General features: G+C 60.3%; 16 protein-coding genes and 1 other RNA gene. 8 read left to right on the top strand and 9 right to left on the bottom strand.

Translation table 11 applies throughout. The annotated features are described in order from the left end of the window. Nucleotide 1: 1 nt before the first annotated feature. The 4 genes from ACS5RD_RS12235 to ACS5RD_RS12220 all read right to left on the bottom strand — a co-directional run bounded on the left by ACS5RD_RS12235 (nucleotide 2) and on the right by ACS5RD_RS12220 (nucleotide 4,198). Nucleotides 2-1,084, bottom strand: coding sequence for an ABC transporter ATP-binding protein (locus ACS5RD_RS12235; RefSeq protein ID WP_489927655.1), 1,083 nt, complete (start codon nucleotides 1,082-1,084; stop codon nucleotides 2-4). A gap of 3 nt (nucleotides 1,085-1,087) precedes the next feature. Then, on the bottom strand, nucleotides 1,088-1,999 hold the full coding sequence (locus ACS5RD_RS12230) for a carbohydrate ABC transporter permease (RefSeq protein ID WP_489927654.1): 912 nt from the start codon (nucleotides 1,997-1,999) through the stop codon (nucleotides 1,088-1,090). Then, a complete protein-coding gene (locus ACS5RD_RS12225; RefSeq protein ID WP_489927653.1) occupies nucleotides 1,992-2,885 on the bottom strand; it encodes a carbohydrate ABC transporter permease in 894 nt (297 codons plus the stop codon). The genes ACS5RD_RS12230 and ACS5RD_RS12225 overlap by 8 nt, the downstream gene beginning before the upstream one ends. Nucleotides 2,886-2,968: 83 nt before the next feature. After that, entirely contained in the window at nucleotides 2,969-4,198 is a 1,230-nt protein-coding gene (locus ACS5RD_RS12220; protein ID WP_489927652.1) for an ABC transporter substrate-binding protein, read from the bottom strand. Nucleotides 4,199-4,548: 350 nt separating this feature from the next. Here ACS5RD_RS12220 and ACS5RD_RS12215 point away from each other — a divergent pair, with 350 nt between their 5' ends. Genes ACS5RD_RS12215 through ACS5RD_RS12205 form a run of 3 tightly spaced genes read left to right on the top strand, consistent with a single transcriptional unit; the run spans nucleotide 4,549 to nucleotide 7,809 of the window. Further along, the gene (locus tag ACS5RD_RS12215) at nucleotides 4,549-5,580 is read left to right on the top strand and encodes a LacI family DNA-binding transcriptional regulator (RefSeq protein ID WP_489927651.1); all 1,032 of its coding nucleotides are present in this window, start codon (nucleotides 4,549-4,551) and stop codon (nucleotides 5,578-5,580) included. Nucleotides 5,581-5,589: 9 nt separating this feature from the next. Continuing rightward, on the top strand, nucleotides 5,590-6,645 hold the full coding sequence (locus ACS5RD_RS12210) for a sugar phosphate isomerase/epimerase family protein (RefSeq protein ID WP_489927650.1): 1,056 nt from the start codon (nucleotides 5,590-5,592) through the stop codon (nucleotides 6,643-6,645). Nucleotides 6,646-6,648: 3 nt separating this feature from the next. Further along, nucleotides 6,649-7,809: a Gfo/Idh/MocA family protein gene (locus ACS5RD_RS12205; protein WP_489927649.1), complete on the top strand. Its 1,161-nt coding sequence runs from the start codon at nucleotides 6,649-6,651 to the stop codon at nucleotides 7,807-7,809. A gap of 74 nt (nucleotides 7,810-7,883) precedes the next feature. Here the strand turns inward: ACS5RD_RS12205 and ACS5RD_RS12200 are convergent, their stop codons facing one another. The 5 genes from ACS5RD_RS12200 to ACS5RD_RS12180 all read right to left on the bottom strand — a co-directional run bounded on the left by ACS5RD_RS12200 (nucleotide 7,884) and on the right by ACS5RD_RS12180 (nucleotide 13,543). Then, nucleotides 7,884-9,029, bottom strand: coding sequence for an NUDIX domain-containing protein (locus ACS5RD_RS12200; RefSeq protein ID WP_489927648.1), 1,146 nt, complete (start codon nucleotides 9,027-9,029; stop codon nucleotides 7,884-7,886). Next, a complete protein-coding gene (locus tag ACS5RD_RS12195) occupies nucleotides 9,005-9,445 on the bottom strand; it encodes a TrgA family protein (RefSeq protein WP_489927647.1) in 441 nt (146 codons plus the stop codon). Before ACS5RD_RS12195 ends, ACS5RD_RS12200 begins: the two co-directional genes overlap by 25 nt. Before the next feature lie 27 nt (nucleotides 9,446-9,472). Beyond that, the gene (locus ACS5RD_RS12190) at nucleotides 9,473-10,702 is read right to left on the bottom strand and encodes an SAM-dependent methyltransferase (RefSeq protein WP_054005057.1); all 1,230 of its coding nucleotides are present in this window, start codon (nucleotides 10,700-10,702) and stop codon (nucleotides 9,473-9,475) included. Continuing rightward, entirely contained in the window at nucleotides 10,702-12,153 is a 1,452-nt protein-coding gene (locus ACS5RD_RS12185) for a cryptochrome/photolyase family protein (protein WP_489931370.1), read from the bottom strand. Before ACS5RD_RS12185 ends, ACS5RD_RS12190 begins: the two co-directional genes overlap by 1 nt. Nucleotides 12,154-12,310: 157 nt before the next feature. Continuing rightward, on the bottom strand, nucleotides 12,311-13,543 hold the full coding sequence (locus ACS5RD_RS12180) for an aminotransferase class V-fold PLP-dependent enzyme (RefSeq protein ID WP_489927646.1): 1,233 nt from the start codon (nucleotides 13,541-13,543) through the stop codon (nucleotides 12,311-12,313). A 517-nt stretch (nucleotides 13,544-14,060) separates the two neighbouring features. On the opposite strand from ACS5RD_RS12180, the gene ACS5RD_RS12175 reads away from it, so the two are divergent. The 5 genes from ACS5RD_RS12175 (at nucleotide 14,061) to ACS5RD_RS12155 (ending at nucleotide 18,374) form a co-directional block, all read left to right on the top strand. After that, nucleotides 14,061-15,110: an extracellular solute-binding protein gene (locus tag ACS5RD_RS12175; RefSeq protein WP_489927645.1), complete on the top strand. Its 1,050-nt coding sequence runs from the start codon at nucleotides 14,061-14,063 to the stop codon at nucleotides 15,108-15,110. Nucleotides 15,111-15,275: 165 nt separating this feature from the next. Then, nucleotides 15,276-15,633, top strand: a transfer-messenger RNA (tmRNA) gene (gene ssrA, locus ACS5RD_RS12170). Between the two features lie 187 nt (nucleotides 15,634-15,820). After that, the gene (locus ACS5RD_RS12165) at nucleotides 15,821-16,621 is read left to right on the top strand and encodes a chromate resistance protein ChrB domain-containing protein (RefSeq protein WP_489927644.1); all 801 of its coding nucleotides are present in this window, start codon (nucleotides 15,821-15,823) and stop codon (nucleotides 16,619-16,621) included. Next, on the top strand, nucleotides 16,618-17,862 hold the full coding sequence (gene chrA, locus ACS5RD_RS12160) for a chromate efflux transporter (RefSeq protein WP_489927643.1): 1,245 nt from the start codon (nucleotides 16,618-16,620) through the stop codon (nucleotides 17,860-17,862). Before ACS5RD_RS12165 ends, chrA begins: the two co-directional genes overlap by 4 nt. Nucleotides 17,863-17,924: 62 nt before the next feature. Beyond that, nucleotides 17,925-18,374, top strand: coding sequence for an SspB family protein (locus ACS5RD_RS12155; protein WP_054005062.1), 450 nt, complete (start codon nucleotides 17,925-17,927; stop codon nucleotides 18,372-18,374). Nucleotides 18,375-18,383: the final 9 nt, after the last annotated feature.

The raw sequence follows: 18,383 nt of genomic DNA, 5'->3' as shown, positions 1-18,383 counted from the left end.
GTCAGACCCGCTGTTCACTCACCGTGTCGAAGATCGACGCTTTCGGGATATCCACTTTCAGATGCACAGTTGTGCCGGAGGCCATGCGGCGTTCCACCGGCACGCGGACCGACATTTTCAGACCGCCTTCGGCCTCCAGCCAGACCAAACTGTCGGCCCCCATCGGCTCGTCAATCTCGACCACTGCCGGGATGGTCAGGCCCGGTTCCGCGTGGTCTTGAATATGCAGATGCTCTGGGCGCAGGCCGAGGATGGCTTTGGGGCGATCCAAGATCGCACCGCCCTCGTAGCCCGCCAGACTGATCTTAGTGCTGGCGAATTGAAACGCCGCACCGCCGTCAATCGTCGCCCCATGCAGGAAGTTCATCGACGGGCTGCCGATGAAACCCGCCACGAACAGGTTCGACGGGCGGTTGTAGATTTCCTGCGGGGCAGCGAGTTGCTGGATAAGGCCGCCGCGCATCACCGCAATGCGGTCGGCCAGCGTCAAAGCCTCAATCTGGTCATGCGTCACATAGACCATCGTGTTGTTCAGACGGCTGTGCAAGCGCTTGATTTCCACACGCAATTCGCTGCGCAGCTTGGCATCCAAGTTCGACAACGGCTCGTCAAACAAGAACACATCGACATCGCGCACCAGCGCCCGCCCGATGGCAACCCGCTGGCGCTGCCCGCCCGACAAAGCCGCGGGCTTGCGGTCCAGCAACGGCTCAATCTGCAAAATCCCCGCCGCCCGCGCGATGCGTTTGTCGATTTCCTCCTTCGGCATCCGCGCGTTTTTCAAGCCGAACGACAGGTTTCCCCGCACCGTCATCTGCGGATAAAGCGCATAGGATTGGAACACCATGCCAATGCCCCGCTCCGAGGGTTCGGCCCAAGTGACGTTCTTGCCCTTGATCCAAATCTCACCGTCGGTGATGTCCAAAAGCCCCGCCAGACAGTTCAGCAGCGTCGACTTCCCGCAGCCAGACGGCCCCAGCAGCACGATAAACTCGCCCTCGGCCACGTCGATATTCATGTTTTTCAGCACCGAAACCGAACCGAAATTCAAGCTCAGGTCTTTGACTTGGATAGAATGGGTCATGGGTCAGCCTTTCACGGCGCCAGCAGCAATGCCGCGAACAAAAAGTTTGCCAGAGACGAAGTAGATGATCAGCGGCACAAGGCCGGTCAGCAACGTCGCCGCCATGTTGACGTTATATTCCTTCACCCCCTGCACCGAGTTGACGATGTTGTTGAGCTGCACCGTCATCGGGTAAATCTCGGGCTTGGTGAACACGACGCCGAACAGGAAGTCGTTCCAGATGCCGGTGATTTGCAAGATCAGCGCGACGACGAAAATCGGCAGGCTCATCGGCACCATGATCTGAAAGTAGATCCGCCAGAACCCGGCGCCATCGACGCGCGCAGCTTTGAACAATTCTTCCGGCAAGCTGCTGAAATAGTTGCGAAACAGCAGGGTCAGGATCGGCATCCCGAAGATCGTATGCACAAGGATCAGACCGTAGAGGGTGCCGTAAATGTGCATCTCACGCAGCAGGATCACGATCGGATAGAGCATGATTTGATAGGGGATGAACGAGCCGAAAATCAGGATGGTGAAGAACACCTCCGACCCCTTGAAGCGCCAGTTCACCAGCGCATAGCCGTTCACCGAGGCCACAATGATCGAGATGATCACCGAGGGCACCGTGATCATCACCGAGTTCCAGAAGCCGCGCGAGAGCCCGTCGCAGTTCAACCCGGTGCAAGCCTCGGACCATGCTTTGACCCAAGGTTGAAAGGTGATCTCGACCGGCGGCGCAAAGATATTGCCCATGCGGATTTCCGGCATGCCTTTGAGCGAGGTCATCACCATCACCCAAAGCGGCAGCAGGTAGTAGACCGACACCACAAACAACGTGCCATAGAGCATGATATTGCCGCCCGAGAACCGTCGCTTCGGCTTGGCCCCGCGTGGCTGCACGACGGTCGCGGCGTGAATTGCTACATCAGCCATGCTTTTTGCCTCCGAATTCCAGATAGGCCCAAGGCACCAGCACGATCAGCACCGACAACAGCATCATCGTGCTGGCGGCAAAGCCTTGGCCGAGGTTTTGTGCGGTGAACATGTAGCGATAGACATACATTGCAGGCACTTGGCTGGCATTGCCCGGCCCACCCGAAGTTTGCGCCACCACCAGATCATACAGCTTGATGATGCCAGCCGCGACGATCACCAAAGTGGTCATAAACACCGGGCGCATCATCGGGATCACCACGAAGATATAGGTTTTCCATTTCGGGATGCCGTCAACGCGGGCGGCTTTCCAGATATCCTCGTCAATGCCGCGCAGACCCGCCAGCATCAGACACATGGTAAACCCGGTGCCCTGCCACAGCCCCGCGATGAGCAGGCCATAGAGAACGGTATTCGGATTGTGCAAAGGATCAAAGGTGAAGGTCTCAAACCCCATGCGGCGGACCACCTCTTGAATCCCCATCTCGGGGTTCAAAATCCATTGCCAGACCAGACCCGTGACGATGAAAGACAACGCAAAGGGATACAGCATGATGGTGCGGAAAGTGTCTTCAAAGCGGATTTTCTGATCCAGCAGCACCGCCAGCACGAAACCCATCACGATGGTGAAAACCAGCGACATCACGCCATAAAACGCGAGGTTCCAGATCGCAGCGTTCCACAGATCGTTCGACCAAAGCCGCTTGTATTGGTCGATGCCGACAAACTCCAACCTCGGTAACAGCTTGGAATTGGTGAAGGAATACAGCACCGTCCACAACGTGCCGCCGACAAACACCACCATGGTGGTCAGCACCATCGGCACCGCTGCGACCTTGGCGTTCAGGTTGCGAAACAGCCGCAGCCCCTTAGGTTTTCCTGCCATGCTCTGCTTCTCCCCCCCAAATCCGCACTTGGTCACAAAAGCGCCGCCCGAACGGGTCGGGCGGCGCTTTTGCAGTCGAAGGCTTAAAGCCCGGTTTTCAGGATTTCGACGTAGCGCGCTTGAGCGTCTTCTGGGGTCATATCGCCGCTCCAGAATTCGCTTTGCATATCGCCCAACTGGGTTTGCACATCCGGCGACCAGACCTGATCGCCAGCGGGGACGACGTTGCCGGATTTCAGGATCTCCAGACCCTTCTTCATGCAGTCGTTGGCAGCGGACATGTCGATATCACCCCGGATCGGCAGCGAGCCCTTCTTCAGGTTGAAAGCGACTTGCACATCCGGGCTGACCAATAGCGCAGCCAGACGCTTCTGTGCGGCTTCCTTCTCAGGGTCCGCCAGTTTCGGAAAATAGAATGCATCGCCGCCAGTCGAAAGGTAAGCGTTCAGCCCAAGACCCGGCAGGCAGGTGTAATCTTTGCCCGCAACCTTGCCCGCAACCGCGAATTCACCCTGCGCCCAGTCACCCATGATCTGCCCCGCAGCCTCGCCGGTGATCACCATGTTGGTGGCTTGGTTCCAGTCCTGCACGGTCGATTTCGACGCCAGTTTGCGCGCATCGGCCGAGGCTTGGAACACTTTCAGCATTTCGGGGCCAGCAGCGGCTTCCATATCCTTATCGACATTGACCTTCTTCCACAGATCAAGCCCGCCAATCCCGACCGCAATCGCGTTGAACGCAAGGTTCGATTGCCAAGCCTGACGGCCCAGTGCCAACGGGATCTTGCCAGCGGCTTCCACTTGCGGGGCAGAGGCCACAAATTCGGTCCAGTTGGTCGGGATCGGGATGCCCAGATCTTCATAAATCTTGTTGTTGATCCACAGCCATTCCGGCGAGTGAATGTTCATTGGCGCACAGTAGACCTTGCCGTCAATCGTGCAACCGTCCAGCAGCGAGATCGGGTTGATCACGTCGCGCCACTTGTTGGCTTCGGCCACATCAGTCAGATCCAGCATCAAGCCAGCCTGCACCAGCTCCAGCGCTTGCTGGCCGTGGTTGAACTGCGTCGCCCCCATCGGATCACCGCCAGTGATGCGTGCGATCATCACCGGGCGGGCGGTATCGCCGCCGCCTGCAATCGCGCCATCAACCCAGTGATCGCCCGACGCGTCAAAGGCTTTCGCAAGCTCAGCCACCGCCGCCGCTTCGCCGCCAGAGGTCCACCAATGCGTAACTTCCAGATCGGTGGCATGGGCCCCAGACGGCAGCGCAACCGACAACAACAGGCCAGCGGCCAGTTTCCAATTCTTCATGTGATCCTCCCAGATCGTTTGGCATTCTGCCAAATCGCTTGATATTTTTGTCGTCTATATCGTTATAGTTTGATCCTATAACGTTATAGTTTTCCCAATCAAGCAATCTTTTCGCTTGTCGGTTGTAAAATTCTGCGCCTTGATTGCGGGTGGTATGTGCAGGATCTTCGGCTTGGGCGTTGCTGCTTGCGTGCGAGGAAGCCTCTGAAATTATGGGCAAGTTGGCGCGGATTACGATCACTCTGAACCGGACATCCGCCGCAGGTCGCAAAGGGAAAGGGCGAATCACTGGGCTGGAAGATTGCGCGGAATACCGCCAAAAGAAGCGGCAGGCTTCGGGAATGGATGCGATGACAGAATCACCCCTGCCCCTTGTCGGGGCGGAACGGCCCACGCTGAAAACCATCGCAGCCGCCACCGGCCTTGCGATTGCCACGGTCAGCCGTGCGCTGAAAGATGCCCCCGATATTGGTGAGGAAACCAAGCGCCGGGTGCGCGAAACTGCGTTGAAACTCGGCTACCGGCAGAACCGCGCCGCTGTGCGTTTGCGCACAGGAAAGACCAATGTGATTGCCCTGCTGCTGTCCACCGAATCCGATGTGATGAACCACACCTCGAAACTTCTATACTCCATCGCTGATGCCCTGCGCGGTACCGCCTACCATCTGGTGGTGATGCCGTTCTTCCGCGACCAAGACCCGATGGACCCGGTGCGCTACATCGTTGAAACCGAAAGCGCCGATGGCATCATCCTGAACCAGACCAAGCCCGACGATCCGCGCATCCGCTATATGACCGAGCATCACATCCCCTTCGCCACGCATGGCCGCACCGATATGGGGCTCGATCACCCGTATTTCGACTATGACAATGAAAGCTTCGGTCGCCTTGCCGTGCAGGCGTTGGCTGAACGGCAGCGTGGTCATGTCTATATGATCGCCCCGCCGCGCAACCACATGTACGCCCGCCATATGATCATGGGGGCCAGCCAAGAAGCCGCCGCGCGGGGTATGCGGTTTGAATTGGCCGATGGCGTCACCTCGGACAGTTCCGCCGATGACATCGAAGCCGACATTGCACGTAGCTTTTCTGGGACGGCACCAGATGCGATCATCGCAGGCTCCACCACCGGGGCGATTGCGGCAGTGGCAGGAGCGGAAAGCGCAGGCTTGCGCATCGGCCAGGATTTCGATGTTGTGTCAAAAGAAGCCATCCGGCTGTTGCACCGCTTTCGCAAAGAGATGATCGTGGTGAATGAGGATGTGGCCCGCGCCGGAAATTTTCTGGCCCGCGCTGTGGTGGCCGCGATTGAGGGTCGCGCGCCGGATGAAGGACAAGCACTGGAAGTGCCGCAAGCGTCGGACTTCCGCACGGGAAACTAGGGAGAGATTATGAAGACGATCAAAGGACCGGCGCTGTTTCTGGCGCAATTCGCAGGCGACGCGGCCCCGTTCAACAGCTTCGATTCGATCACCAAATGGGCCGCCGATTGTGGCTACAAGGGCGTGCAGGTGCCGTCATGGGATGCGCGGCTGATTGATCTGGACAAAGCCGCCAGCTCGAAAACCTATTGCGACGAATTGACTGGCATCGCCGCGCAGAATGGCGTCGAAATCACCGAACTTTCGACTCACCTGCAAGGCCAGTTGGTCGCCGTCCATCCCGCCTATGACACTCAATTTGATGGCTTCGCCGCCCCCGAAGTGCGTGGCAATCCGAAGGCCCGGCAGGCTTGGGCGGTGGATCAGGTCACCAAAGCCCTGACCGCCAGCAAGAACCTTGGCCTCACCGCCCATGCCACCTTTTCGGGCGCGCTGGCCTGGCCTTATCTCTATCCATGGCCGCAGCGCCCGGCGGGTCTGGTTGAAGAAGCCTTTGATGAACTCGCCCGTCGCTGGACGCCGCTTTTGAACCATGCCGATGCCTGCGGCATTGATCTGGCCTACGAAATTCACCCCGGCGAAGACCTGCATGACGGCATCTCGTTTGAGATGTTCCTAGAGCGCGTCAACAACCACCCCCGCGCCAACATGCTGTATGATCCCAGCCACTACGTTCTGCAACATCTTGATTACCTTGAGCATATCGACATCTACCACGAGCGGATCAAGATGTTCCACGTCAAGGATGCCGAGTTGAACCCCACAGGCCGCCAGGGCGTCTATGGTGGCTTTCAGTCTTGGATCAATCGTGCGGGCCGCTTCCGCTCGGTCGGCGATGGGCAGGTCGATTTCGGCGGTATCTTCTCAAAACTCACCCAATACGGCTTTGACGGCTGGGCGGTGGTCGAATGGGAATGCTGCATCAAACACCCCGAGGACGGCGCGCGCGAAGGGGCTGCCTATGTCGCCAAACAGATCATCCGCGTGACCGAGAAAGCGTTCGACGACTTCGCAGACGCAGGTACCGACCGCGCCGCCAACCGCCGCATGTTGGGATTGGAGTAAACCATGGCGATCACCGCAGCCCATACCGCCCGCAGCCCCCGCATCCGCCTTGGCATGGTCGGCGGCGGCCGCGGCGCTTTCATCGGCGCCGTCCACCGCATCGCCTCGCGCATCGACGACCAATACGAATTGGTCGCAGGCGCGTTTTCATCCGACCCCGAACGCTCCGCCGCCTCTGCCGCCGATCTGGGCGTGGCACGCAGCTATGGCTCTTTCGCCGAAATGGCGCAGAAAGAGGCGCGTCGGAAGGACGGCATTGAGGCCGTCGCCATCGTCACCCCCAACCACATGCACGCCCCCGTCGCCTTGGAGTTCCTGAAACGCGGCATCCATGTCATCTGCGACAAACCGCTGACGGCGACTTTGCCCGAGGCCAAGAAACTCGCGAAAGCCGCCGAAGCCTCGGGCGTCGTCTTCGCTTTAACCCACAACTACACCGGCTACCCGATGATCCGCCAAGCCAAAGCCATGGTGCAGGCAGGCGATCTCGGCGACATCCGGCTTGTGCAGGTTGAATACGCGCAAGATTGGCTGGCGCATGAGGTCGACAACAAACAAGCCGATTGGCGCACCGATCCGGCCCGTTCCGGTGCGGGCGGATCGACGGGGGATATCGGCACCCATGCCTTCAACCTCGCCAATTTCGTCAGCGGTCTGACGCTGGCCGAACTCGCCGCCGACCTGCAAAGCTTCGTCCCCGGCAGGCGCGTTGATGACAACGCCCATGTCCTGCTGCGCTATACCTCTGGCGCGCGCGGGATGCTGTGGTGCAGCCAAGTCGCGGCAGGCCAAGAAAACGGCCTGCGCTTGCGGATGTACGGCACCAAAGCGGGCATTGAATGGGAGCAAGAGAACCCCAACTACCTCTGGGTCACCCCCTTGGGCGCGCCGCGCTATCGGTTGACCCGTGGCGGCGCAGGCTCGGGCGAAGCAGCCGCCCGCCTGACGCGCATCCCCCCCGGCCACCCCGAGGGCTATCTGGAAGGCTTTGCCAATATCTATGCCGAGGCAGGCCGCGCCATTATCGCCCGCCGCGACGGCAGCCTACTGGACAGCGCGGTCAGCTTTCCGGGGCTGAAAGAGGGCCTTGAAGGCGTCGCTTTTGTCGATGCCTGCGTGCGCTCATCGGCCAGAAACGGCGCTTGGACCAAGCTGGCGCTGTAACACCGCCTACCCCCGCGCAACCGGAATTTTCGAAAATTCCGGCACGATTTTTCTCAAAAATCGGTTGCGCGGGGTCAGGCCTTGCGCAACCGATCCCGGTTCTGTGCCAGCCAAAACGCGGTCAGCACGGTCGGCGCGTTGGAAATCTCTCCCGAAGCCACCAGCGCCATCAGCCGATCAAAGCTGATCAGATGGCCGCGAATATCTTCCGCCTCGCCCTCCACCCCAAACACCCCCGCCGCCGTATCGGGCAGATCGGTCAGCGCAACAAATGAATACAAGAACTCTGCCGAACACCCCGGCGTCGGATAGTAGCTGGCGACCGGCAGCAGATCGGTCAACACCAAGCCTGCCTCCTCCACCGCCTCACGCCGCGCCGCCTCAACCGGCGTTTCTCCCGGGTCAATCCGACCCGCAATCGCCTCAATCTGCCAAGGCTGCGGATCGCCGCGCAGATAGGGCCCGGCACGGAACTGATCGACCACCAGCACCCGGTCACGCAGCGGATCATAGGGCAGCACCGTCACCGCATCACAGCCGATGAACCCGGCCCGCGTCACCTGCGGGCTCATACTGCCGTCAAAGCGGCGGAAGCTGACGTCGATTTCTTCCATCGCGAAAAACCGCGCGTAGGGTTCGCGCAAAGCCGCCACCGACACATCCCCCACCCCGGCGCGATGGCGCAGGTCTGTCGGTGCAGCACCAGATGCCCGCACCCGAGACGCCCCGCGCGCCAGCATCTGCTCAAACCGTGCCGCTACCGCGCGCGGCGGCTTCACCCCGAACAGCGCCAGATAATCCTTGGCCATCGCGACAAATTCTGCGCCAAATTGCGACTGCCACTGCTCCAACGCCCAAACACCGCCGCGCTCACACTGCGACGCGCAAGCCTCGGGGTGAAACACCACGGCCTCAACCACCGCGTCGTGTTGCATCACCGCCATGGCGCGGCCGCTATACCCAAAACCGCCCTCAAAGAAATCCATCCGCGCCACATCGGCCTCAGAGCCAGCCGTGACCAAAATCCCCTCGACCTGCGCACCCGGCTCTGCAATCAGGATCGGAAAACTGCGATCCTTCACCCAATACAGCGCATAATCCGCTAACCAAGCCGGGGTGGCCGCCACCTCATGCCCCAGCACGGCCTCGAGCAGCGGCTGGTACCGCAAGGCACCGCAGAAGAAATACGGATGCTTCAAGACCAGCGCTTCCCGGCCCATTCGGTGACCATGCCAGCGACAATGCCACCCACCAAGATCACCCCTAGCATATCCGGCACCAACAGCATTTTGCCGTAATCAAACATCAGCTGGAACACCCCCAAAACCGCTTCCATCGGGCCGTCATACATCATCCGCATGGATTTCTTGATCATGAAGTACAGAGAAAACGCGAGCAGCGCCCAGAACACCAACAGCAGCGCCGTCACCAGCCCCGAGTTTATCGCCTCGCGGTAGCCCTTGCGGGTCAGCTTGCCCATCACCAGCCAGCCGGTGATGAAGCCAATCGCTGCCGTGATCTCGCGGAAATAGCCCAAGGGCGTGCCCTCGGGCAGATATTTGACAAAAGTCTGCGCTGCGAGAAAGCCCAGCAGCGCATAAGCCACCGCGGCGACAAGTTTAGAGGCAGTGGGCATGGCGATCCTTCTTGGCTGTAGCTCAGATCACGCCGTCCCCACCTCTGCAATCGGGCGGGTCAGCGTGATCTGCGTTACATCGCAGTTTCCGCCCTCAAACGTGCCAGCACAAGAGGCGAGATAAAAGTTCCACATCCGCCGGAATCTCTCATCAAAGCCAAGCCCAGCCGCTTCGGCCCAGCGCGCATTGAACGTGGCATACCAGCGCCGCAGCGTCTGGCTGTAGCTTTTGCCAAACTCAATGGAGCCTTTGACCCGCAGCCCGGCGCGTTCCGCCTCACGCTTCAGCACCGAGGGGCTGGGTAGCATCCCGCCGGGAAAAATGTATTTCTGAATGAAATCAACGCTTTTACGATAGATTTCAAATCGTGCCTCTTGCACGGTGATGATCTGTAACGTCGCATTGCGCCCCGGCTTCAAGCGATTGCGCACGGTGTCAAAATATACTGGCCAGTATTTCTCACCCACCGCCTCGAACATCTCGATACTGGCGATGCCGTCGTAAAGCCCAGTCTCATCGCGATAGTCTTGCAGCTTGATCTCTACCTTATCCTGCAGCCCCAACCGTTGCATCCGCGCCACGGCAAAATCATGTTGCGCTTGGCTGATCGTCAAAGCCGTCACCCGCAGACCACGCTCTTTCGCGGCATATTCGGCAAACCCGCCCCAGCCGCAGCCGATCTCCAGCACATGATCACCGGGCTGCGCGCCCATCTGATCCACCATCGAGGCATATTTTTGCGCCTGTGCGGTCTCAAGGCTTTCCTGCCCAGTGCGGTAAATCGCTGACGAGTAGGTCATGGTATCGTCCAGCCACAGGCGGTAAAAGTCATTGCCCAGATCATAGTGATGCGCGATGTTCTTCTTGGCTTGGCGTTTCGAGTTCGATTGCAGCCAGAACCGAAACCGCTCATACGCCCGCACCAAAGCCATGCCGGGGAAGGCATCGTAGACCTCGCCATTGCCCTCATGCACCAGATCCATGAAGGTCATCAGGTCAGGGCTGGACCAGCCGCCCTCGACATAGGCCTCGCAAAACCCCAGATCGCCCTCGCGGATCAGCCGCGCGAATAGATCCGGGTCGTGTACGGTAATCTCCGCCACTGGCCCCGGATTTTGCCCCTCGACGCGAAAGCGGCGGCCATCCGGCAGGACGAAATCCAACCGCCCGTTGCGCAGCTTTTGCGCCAGTTCGAATACGGCGGAAAAATAGCGCGGCAGGTGCTTTTCGCCTTTGGTCGTCGTCAACACCTCCATCATTCTCTCCCATCTTTCTCGGTTTGCCCCGCAGCGCGACCCCGCGCAGCATAGGCCTCCAGTGCCCGCGCCCGCCCGTCGGCGAGGCTGATAATCGGGTCCGGGTAAGTCTGCGTCACCGCGAGGTTCCAGCGCTTTGGCACCGCTGCAAAATAGCTCTGCGCCTCTGGCCCCGGCTTGGCCGATATCTCTGCAATCCAGCGTCGCCGATATGCCCCATCGCTGTCAAATTTTTCAGCCTGTCCGGCGGGGTTGAACACGCGAAAATAGGGTGCCGCATCGGGGCCAGAGCCTGCCACCCATTGCCAGCCCATCGCATTGGCGGCCTCATCCCAATCGGTCAGACACTCGGCAAACCACGCCTGCCCCAGCCGCCAATCGGTCAGCAGATGCTTGGTCAGATATGAGGCCACCACCATCCGCGCCCGATTGTGCATTCGCCCGCTGACATACATCTCGCGCATCGCCGCATCGACAAACGGCTCGCCGGTCATGCCACGCCGCCACGCTTCGGCTTGGCGGTTGTCACCGCGCCACGGGAAATCCTCCCAACCCTCACGCCAGCTTTGCGTCAGGATATGCGGCGAGTGGTGCATCAGATGATAAGCAAACTCGCGCCAGACCAGTTCCTTGCAGAACTGCTCCGCCCCGGCATCGCCCTGATGCAGCGCCCGTTGCCCCGCCGCCCAAATCGTCCGAGGCCCGATCTCGCCCCAAGCGAGGTTTTCCGACAGACCCGAGGTAGCACCTATCACCCCCGGAAAATCCCGCGCCACACGGTAACGCTCCACCGCCGTATCAATAAATTCATCCAGCCGCGCCAGCGCCGCCGCCCCGCCCACCCGCTGATGCGGCAAGCACACCACCGCCCCGCGCCGCATCGCAGCGCCCATCTGCCAATCGGCCAGATCTTCTGAGGCAGGCCAAATATCAGGCGCACGCATCGCCGTCACCGCAGGCACCGGAGGCGCAAACCCACGCGCCGACACAGCCTTCCAGAACGGCGAATAGACCTTGTAATAGCCGCCCTGCCCGGTCGCGACGTCCCAAGGCTCGATCAACAGCGCCCCCGGAAAGCTTTCGGCAACCAGCCCCTTCGCCTTCAGCGCCGCCTTCACGCCGGTATCGCGCGCCACCGCCTGCGGATCATACATCCGCTGCCACATCACCCCCGCAGCCCCGGTTTCAGCAATCAAACCCTGCAACACCGCCAATGCATCGCCGCGCCGCAGGATCAGCCGTTGCCCCATCGCGGCAAGCGTTTGGGCAAACCGCACCAGCCCCAGCCCCAGCCGCCATTTCGCCGCAGCGCCCAAAGCCTCGGCCTGAGCATCCAGCACAAACACCGGCAACAACGGCCGACCCGAGGCCACAGCCGCCGCCAACATCGGGTGATCTGAAAGCCGAAAATCCCGCCGAAACCATAAAATCAAAGGCTGATCTGCCATCACATCCCACATCGTTTCAACTGCTTACGCAGCCACCGCCCGATCAGATCACTTGCCCGTCCGCTCTGCTCAAATATCCTGAGGGGGGGAGCGGAGCGGGGGGCGCACAGCCCCCCCCATTTCCGCCACGGAAATCGTCCACGATTTTTCTCAAAAATCGCTACAGCACCCGGTCCAGCGCCCCGATCAACTGCGCAACCTCCGCCGCCGAGGTGTAATGCACCAGCGACATCCGCAGCACGCCCTGCTCCAGATCCACCCCCATCGCCGTCAATGGCCGCACCGCATAGAAATCGCCCGCCCAGCACGCAATGCCCTCGCGCCCCAAAGCCTCTGACACAGGCTCCGCCGCGCGATCGAGCACCACCGCCACCGTGGGCGCACGCGCCTCTGCCGCCCGCGGCCCGATCAACCGCAGATCATTGCGCGCCGCGAGATAGTCCAGCAGCGGTGCCACCACGGTAATCTCATGGCTGCGCATCAGATCATGCACCGCCCGGTTCCGCGCCGCAGCATCCGCTTCGGCCCCGAAATGATGCCCGTGCAAAGCGTCGATATAATCCGCCATCCCGGCACAAGCCGCGATCTGCGCATGATCCGGCCCGGCAGGCGTAAAGCGCTTATACAGGCTGCCTGCATTGAAATAATGCCCCTGCGCCGGCAATTCCGCGCCGAATTCCTCAGAGATTAGCATGATGCCCTGATGCGGCCCATAGGTCTTATAGGCCGAAAACAGATACACATCGCAGCCCAAAGCCGCAAAATCCGGCAGCCCATGCGGCGCGTAAGACACCCCATCCACCACCACCCGCGCCCCAGCCGCCTTGGCCAGTGCGGAAATCGCCGCTACATCATTGATCTCAGCCACCACGTTCGAGCAATGCGGCAGACACACCATCCGTACTTTGCCATCCGCCAGCAGTGCGCTCAAATCCGCCGAGTCCAAACTCCCGGTCTGCGGATCAATCTGCCACTCGCGCACCTCAATACCCTCGTCGGCCAACCGCCGCCACACCCCAGAATTCGCCTCATGATCCTGATTTGTCACCACAATCGCGGCATTGGTCCCTTTCAGCCACACCCGCACCGCCTGCGCCAACACATAAGTATTGGCGCTGGTCGAGGGCCCAAACGACACCTGCTCCGCCTTCACCCCCATCAGCCCCGCCAGCCGCGCGCGCGCCTCGTCCATCTCGGCCCCGCCCGCCTGCGCCCCCGGATAGGGGCCATAGGGCTGCACTTTGCGATCCAGATAAAACCGATGCAGCCGGTCCACCACCTGACGGCAGGGGTAAGATCCCCCGGCATTCTCAAAAAAAGCATGGCTCGACAGCACCGGGCTGTCAAAAGCCGGAAACTGGCTGCGCACGAAATTCAGATCAAGCTTGGTCATCAAACACCTCTCATTGCGGTTCAGACAAACGGCCCAGCTGGAGTCCACGGGTTTTGCAAAGGCCGTGGCAGGTCTTCCAGCCAAGCCGCAGCCCCGCATAGGTGCTGTGGCAGACCCCGCTTAAGAGCGAGTTCGAAGCAAACTTAACCAAGGATGGCCAAGGCGTAAACCCGGCAAATTTCAAACTGAGACACTGCCAAATTCCCGACGCTTGGAATGCGGTTGTGCGTCCGCCCTGCCCAAATACCCGATGCGGCTCGGGGCTGGCCCCAAAAACCGCTGGCCCCCCAAAGCCGCTGGCTCGTCTAAAGCCGCAAGGCCAGTCAGCCAAAGCGCAGCGAATAGTGCCACGCCCGCGTGCTTTGACCAAAATTCAACCAGACGCCCGCTGCAAAAGCCGCGCAACCCGAGCGAACCTGCAATAAGGTCTTGAGCCAACCCGACGCCCGCTCTAGCCTTGCGCCATCCTCAGGCCGCAGCAGACATAAGTGGCCCCCTAACAGCCGGAAGGAACCCCATGCGCCTCACGAAACTTTTCGCCAGCACGGCCATCGCGCTCAGCTTCGCCAGTCTTGCCCATGCCGCCGACCCAGACCTCACCGTCTTCGACTGGGCGGGCTTTGAGAATCAGGCATTGATCGAGGCTTACGCTGCCAAAAACGGCGATATGCCGACCTATTCCTTCTTCGGCGACGATGACGAAGCCTTCCAGAAAGTCTCCAACGGTTTCAAAGCCGATGTCGCCCATCCCTGCGCGCAGATGGTGCAGAAATACCGTGACGCGGGCCTGATCGAGCCGTGGGATGTCAGCAAAATCCCGCTCTATGGTGAGATCGGCGAGCGCTACAAGAACTCCAAGATCTTCGCCGATGACACGGGCGTGTGGTATATTCCCACCGACGGTGCCTATACCGCCGTGGCCTATAACACCGATCTGGTGAAGCCCGAGCAGGTCGCCTCGCTGCAAGTCTTCGTCGATCCGGCCTTCGCGGGCAAAATCTCGCTGCCCGACAACACCGATGACACCTGGTCGCTGGCCCTGCTGGCCACAGGCGTTTCGGATTGGACCCATGTGACCGACGAACAATTTGCCGCCGCCGCCGCTTGGTTGCGTCTGGCCCATGCCAATGTCCGCACCTACTGGGCCGATCCGTCGGAGCTGGCGCAGCTGATGAAAACCGGCGAAGTGGTGATCGCTTGGACGTGGAACGATGGCGTCGCCAATATGAAAAAAGAAGGCGTGCCAGTTGCGTTCCAGCGCACCCCGAAAGAAGGCGTGGCGAACTGGTTCTGCGGCTATGTCAACTTCAAGGACGGCCCCGGCAAAGAAGAAAAGGCCTATGATTTCATCAACGCTTGGCTCGATCACGGTTCGGCCAAGGGGCTTTTGGACAATTTCGGCTATGTCCACGCCAATGACGTGGCGATGAAAGACATCCCGCTGGAGGAGTTGAAGGCGCATGACGTCGATCCGGTCGATGGTATTTTGCTGTCGCAGGTGCCGATCGACCCGGCGATGCGCGACCGCATGACGCAAGAGTTTGAGATGATCAAATCCGGCTTCTGATCCATTGCAAAACTGCCAAAACGCCCGCAATCCATTGCGGGCGTTTTGCTTTGCGCGGGCGCGCCTCGCAAGAAACCACGGCAATCCTTAACAAAGTGTTAAATCAACACCGACAACCCATTGATATAAAACATATAAAAAAGGTCCCGAGTTGGGACCGCACACCACCTTGCGCCGCCAGTCCCCTGCCCCTATATTCACCCTGTCCGGGGTAACTCGGACTATGGCGATAAACGCACCCATAATAAACGGCTCGGACCCGGGGGCGGTACCCGGCGACTCCACCAATTCACCCTTTCATTTGGGGCGTGTGGGGTCGAAACAGGATCGACGAACGTCTAAAGGGGCCAGCTTTTGCTCGGTGAGGTACCACCGTTATCGGTCCAAACGTACAGTTGCAAATGACAACCGTGCTCCGGCAATGGCTTTGGCTGCGTAAGCAGTTCGAGTCGCCGAAACTAAGTCCTTGCGCTTAGCCGCGTAAGGCGGGGTCCGCCGGAACCTGGCAACAGAATCCGGCACTTTTACCTCTTTGTTTTCAAAATATTGCGCGCTGGTTTGTCTTCGCATTCTGCGCAAAATATCCAGCACTGGCTTGTCCGCGCTTGACGCATCCGCCCGAATTTCCTATCCAAACTCATGGGGTCCGCGAACACCCCGTGAGGCTTAGGCCCAAGGCTCGCATCCCATGTCACCGCACAGGATGCCCCATGCCCGGACCAAACCAGATCACCCCCGCCCAACTGATGCGCCTGATCGGCCTGCCCGATGCCCCGACCATCGTCGATATCCGCATTGCCGAAGACCTCACCGCCGATCCCCGGTTGATCCCCGGCAGTTTCACCTTGCCGCATGATCGCTTCGATCCCGCCCCGACCAATCTGCTGGGCCAAAAAGTCATTGTCGTCTGCCAAAAGGGCCGCAAACTTTCCGAAGGCGTCGCAGCCCTCCTGCGCAGCCAATCGATTGACGCGCAGGTTTTGGAAGGTGGCTCAATGGCTTGGGCCGGGGCAGGCCTTCCAATGATCGCGTTCAAAGCCCTACCGCCAACAAACCTCTGGGTCACCCGCCACCGCCCCAAAATCGACCGCATCGCCTGCCCTTGGCTGATCCGCCGCTTCATCGACCCCACCGCCCGCTTCCTGTTCGTCGCCCCGTCCGAGGTCCAATCCGTCGCCGTCCGTTTCAACGCCACCCCCTTCGACATCGAAGACTGCTTTTACAGCCACCGCGGTGACACCTGCACCTTCGACAGCCTGATAACCGAGTTCGCGCTGCACATCGATGCTCTGCAACGCCTTGCCTTGGTCGTGCGTGCCGCAGACACCGACCGTCACGACCTATCCCCCCAAGCCGCTGGCCTGCTTGCAATTTCTGTCGGCCTGTCCCGGCAATACCGTGACGACCTTGAACAACTGGCCGTCGGGATGACAATCTACGATGCCCTCTACCGCTGGGCGCGCGATGGTCATGATGAAGGCCACGACTGGCCCGTAGGCCGCAGCGCATGACCACGCTCCCCGACCTCACCCGCGCCTTTGCCCGCATTGGCATCCTGTCCTTCGGCGGTCCCGCCGCCCAAATCGCCCTGATGCACCGCGAATTGGTCGACGAGAAACACTGGGTGACCGAGGAGGAGTACCTCTCGGCCCTGTCGTTCTGCATGCTGCTGCCCGGCCCCGAGGCAATGCAACTCGCCACATGGATCGGCTGGCGCAAACACGGCACAATCGGCGGGCTGATCGCCGGCGGGTTGTTCGTCCTCCCCGGCGCGCTCATCGTCCTAGCGTTATCAATGATCTACGCCGCATGGGGCACCCTGCCACTCGTCGCCGCTATGTTCACAGGCATACAAGCCGCCGTCTTGGCCGTGGTCATCGAGGCCCTGTTGCGCGTCTCCAAACGCGCCCTGAAATCCCGCCCACAATGGATCACCGCGGCTCTCGCCTTCGCAGCCCTGTTCTTCTTCGCTGCCCCTTTCCCCGCCGTGATTCTTGCCGCTGGCCTCTGGGGATTTTTTACCGCAAAATCAAATTCTTCCACCACCACAGCCATGCCCACCCCTTGGGCGGAATCCCTGCGCGCCACGGCGATCTGGGGCGCGGTCTGGCTGGTGCCGCTTGCCCTGATTGTGCTGTTCGCCCCCGCTATTCTCGCCGACATCGCTTTGTTCTTCTCCAAACTCGCGATGCTGACCTTCGGCGGTGCCTATGCGGTGCTGATATGGATGGCACAGGATGTGGTGCAGCAAAAACAATGGCTTACCCTACCACAGATGATCGACGGCTTGGGCCTTGCCGAAACCACCCCCGGCCCGTTGATCCTTGTCACCGAGTTTGTCGGCTACCTCGCCGCCGCCAAACAGGGCATTGCCATGGGCCTCGCAGGCGCGCTGATCACCCTCTGGATGACCTTCGCCCCCTGCTTTCTGTGGATATTCGCAGGCGCGCCGTGGATCGAACGCCTCACCCACGCCCCGCGCCTAAGCCAAGCGCTCAAATCCATCACCGCCGCCGTCGTCGGCGTCATCGCCAATCTGTCGCTGTGGTTCGCGGCCCATGTGATCTTCGCCAGCGTCACCCCGCTCAGTCTCGGCCCGCTGCAACTGATCTGGCCCGACCCCACCAGCCTCAAAACCCTACCTACCGCCCTTGCAGGCATAGCCGCCTACCTGCTGCTGCGCCGCCACTGGCCGCTGCTGGGGGTCCTCGCCCTCTGCGCGATAACTTCCGCTGCAGTTGCAGCATTCTGAGCCGCCCCCCTTCCCTTTAGGCCCGAATCCCCTATGGTGGCAGCATTACGAAGGGGTGGCTCATGGCGAAGTCGATTGATTACGGAAACCTCATGCACCGCGCGATGCGGGGATTGATTCAAACCGTTCTCAAGGATGTGTCGGTCCACGGTCTCCCCGGCGCGCATCATTTCTTCATCACCTTTGACACCACGGTTGAGCAGGTTGTTATGGCCGACTGGCTGCGCTCACGCTACCCCGGTGAGATGACGATTGTGGTGCAACATTGGTTTGAAGACCTGATCGTCACCGACGAAGGCTTTGAAATCACGCTGAATTTCGGCAACCAACCCGAGCATCTTGTGATCCCTTTCGACGCCGTGCGCACCTTTGTTGACCCGTCGGTTGAGTTTGGTCTGCGGTTTGAAACTCATGAAGACGAAGACGACGAAGATGAAGACCCCGAAGACGATCCGCCGCCGCCACAGGGCGAAGCGCAGATTGTCCGGCTGGATAAATTCCGCAAGCAATAGACTTGGATG

It is taken from the genome of Cypionkella sp. PAMC25878, assembly GCF_058135695.1.
The sequence above is the reverse complement of the archived record's forward strand: the minus strand, read 5'-3'. Positions and strand labels throughout refer to the sequence as shown.

What these genes read in the sequence shown, in the direction of transcription:
- ACS5RD_RS12235 (WP_489927655.1), bottom strand. Translation starts at nt 1,084, where the DNA reads ATGACCCATTCTATCCAAGTCAAAGACCTGAGCTTGAATTTCGGTTCG.
- ACS5RD_RS12215 (WP_489927651.1), top strand. Translation starts at nt 4,549, where the DNA reads ATGACAGAATCACCCCTGCCCCTTGTCGGGGCGGAACGGCCCACGCTG.
- ACS5RD_RS12205 (WP_489927649.1), top strand. Translation starts at nt 6,649, where the DNA reads ATGGCGATCACCGCAGCCCATACCGCCCGCAGCCCCCGCATCCGCCTT.
- ACS5RD_RS12165 (WP_489927644.1), top strand. Translation starts at nt 15,821, where the DNA reads ATGCCCGGACCAAACCAGATCACCCCCGCCCAACTGATGCGCCTGATC.
- chrA (WP_489927643.1), top strand. Translation starts at nt 16,618, where the DNA reads ATGACCACGCTCCCCGACCTCACCCGCGCCTTTGCCCGCATTGGCATC.
- ACS5RD_RS12155 (WP_054005062.1), top strand. Translation starts at nt 17,925, where the DNA reads ATGGCGAAGTCGATTGATTACGGAAACCTCATGCACCGCGCGATGCGG.
- ACS5RD_RS12195 (WP_489927647.1), bottom strand. Translation starts at nt 9,445, where the DNA reads ATGCCCACTGCCTCTAAACTTGTCGCCGCGGTGGCTTATGCGCTGCTG.
- ACS5RD_RS12230 (WP_489927654.1), bottom strand. Translation starts at nt 1,999, where the DNA reads ATGGCTGATGTAGCAATTCACGCCGCGACCGTCGTGCAGCCACGCGGG.
- ACS5RD_RS12190 (WP_054005057.1), bottom strand. Translation starts at nt 10,702, where the DNA reads ATGGAGGTGTTGACGACGACCAAAGGCGAAAAGCACCTGCCGCGCTAT.
- ACS5RD_RS12225 (WP_489927653.1), bottom strand. Translation starts at nt 2,885, where the DNA reads ATGGCAGGAAAACCTAAGGGGCTGCGGCTGTTTCGCAACCTGAACGCC.
- ACS5RD_RS12175 (WP_489927645.1), top strand. Translation starts at nt 14,061, where the DNA reads ATGCGCCTCACGAAACTTTTCGCCAGCACGGCCATCGCGCTCAGCTTC.
- ACS5RD_RS12210 (WP_489927650.1), top strand. Translation starts at nt 5,590, where the DNA reads ATGAAGACGATCAAAGGACCGGCGCTGTTTCTGGCGCAATTCGCAGGC.
- ACS5RD_RS12180 (WP_489927646.1), bottom strand. Translation starts at nt 13,543, where the DNA reads ATGACCAAGCTTGATCTGAATTTCGTGCGCAGCCAGTTTCCGGCTTTT.
- ACS5RD_RS12220 (WP_489927652.1), bottom strand. Translation starts at nt 4,198, where the DNA reads ATGAAGAATTGGAAACTGGCCGCTGGCCTGTTGTTGTCGGTTGCGCTG.
- ACS5RD_RS12200 (WP_489927648.1), bottom strand. Translation starts at nt 9,029, where the DNA reads ATGGGCCGGGAAGCGCTGGTCTTGAAGCATCCGTATTTCTTCTGCGGT.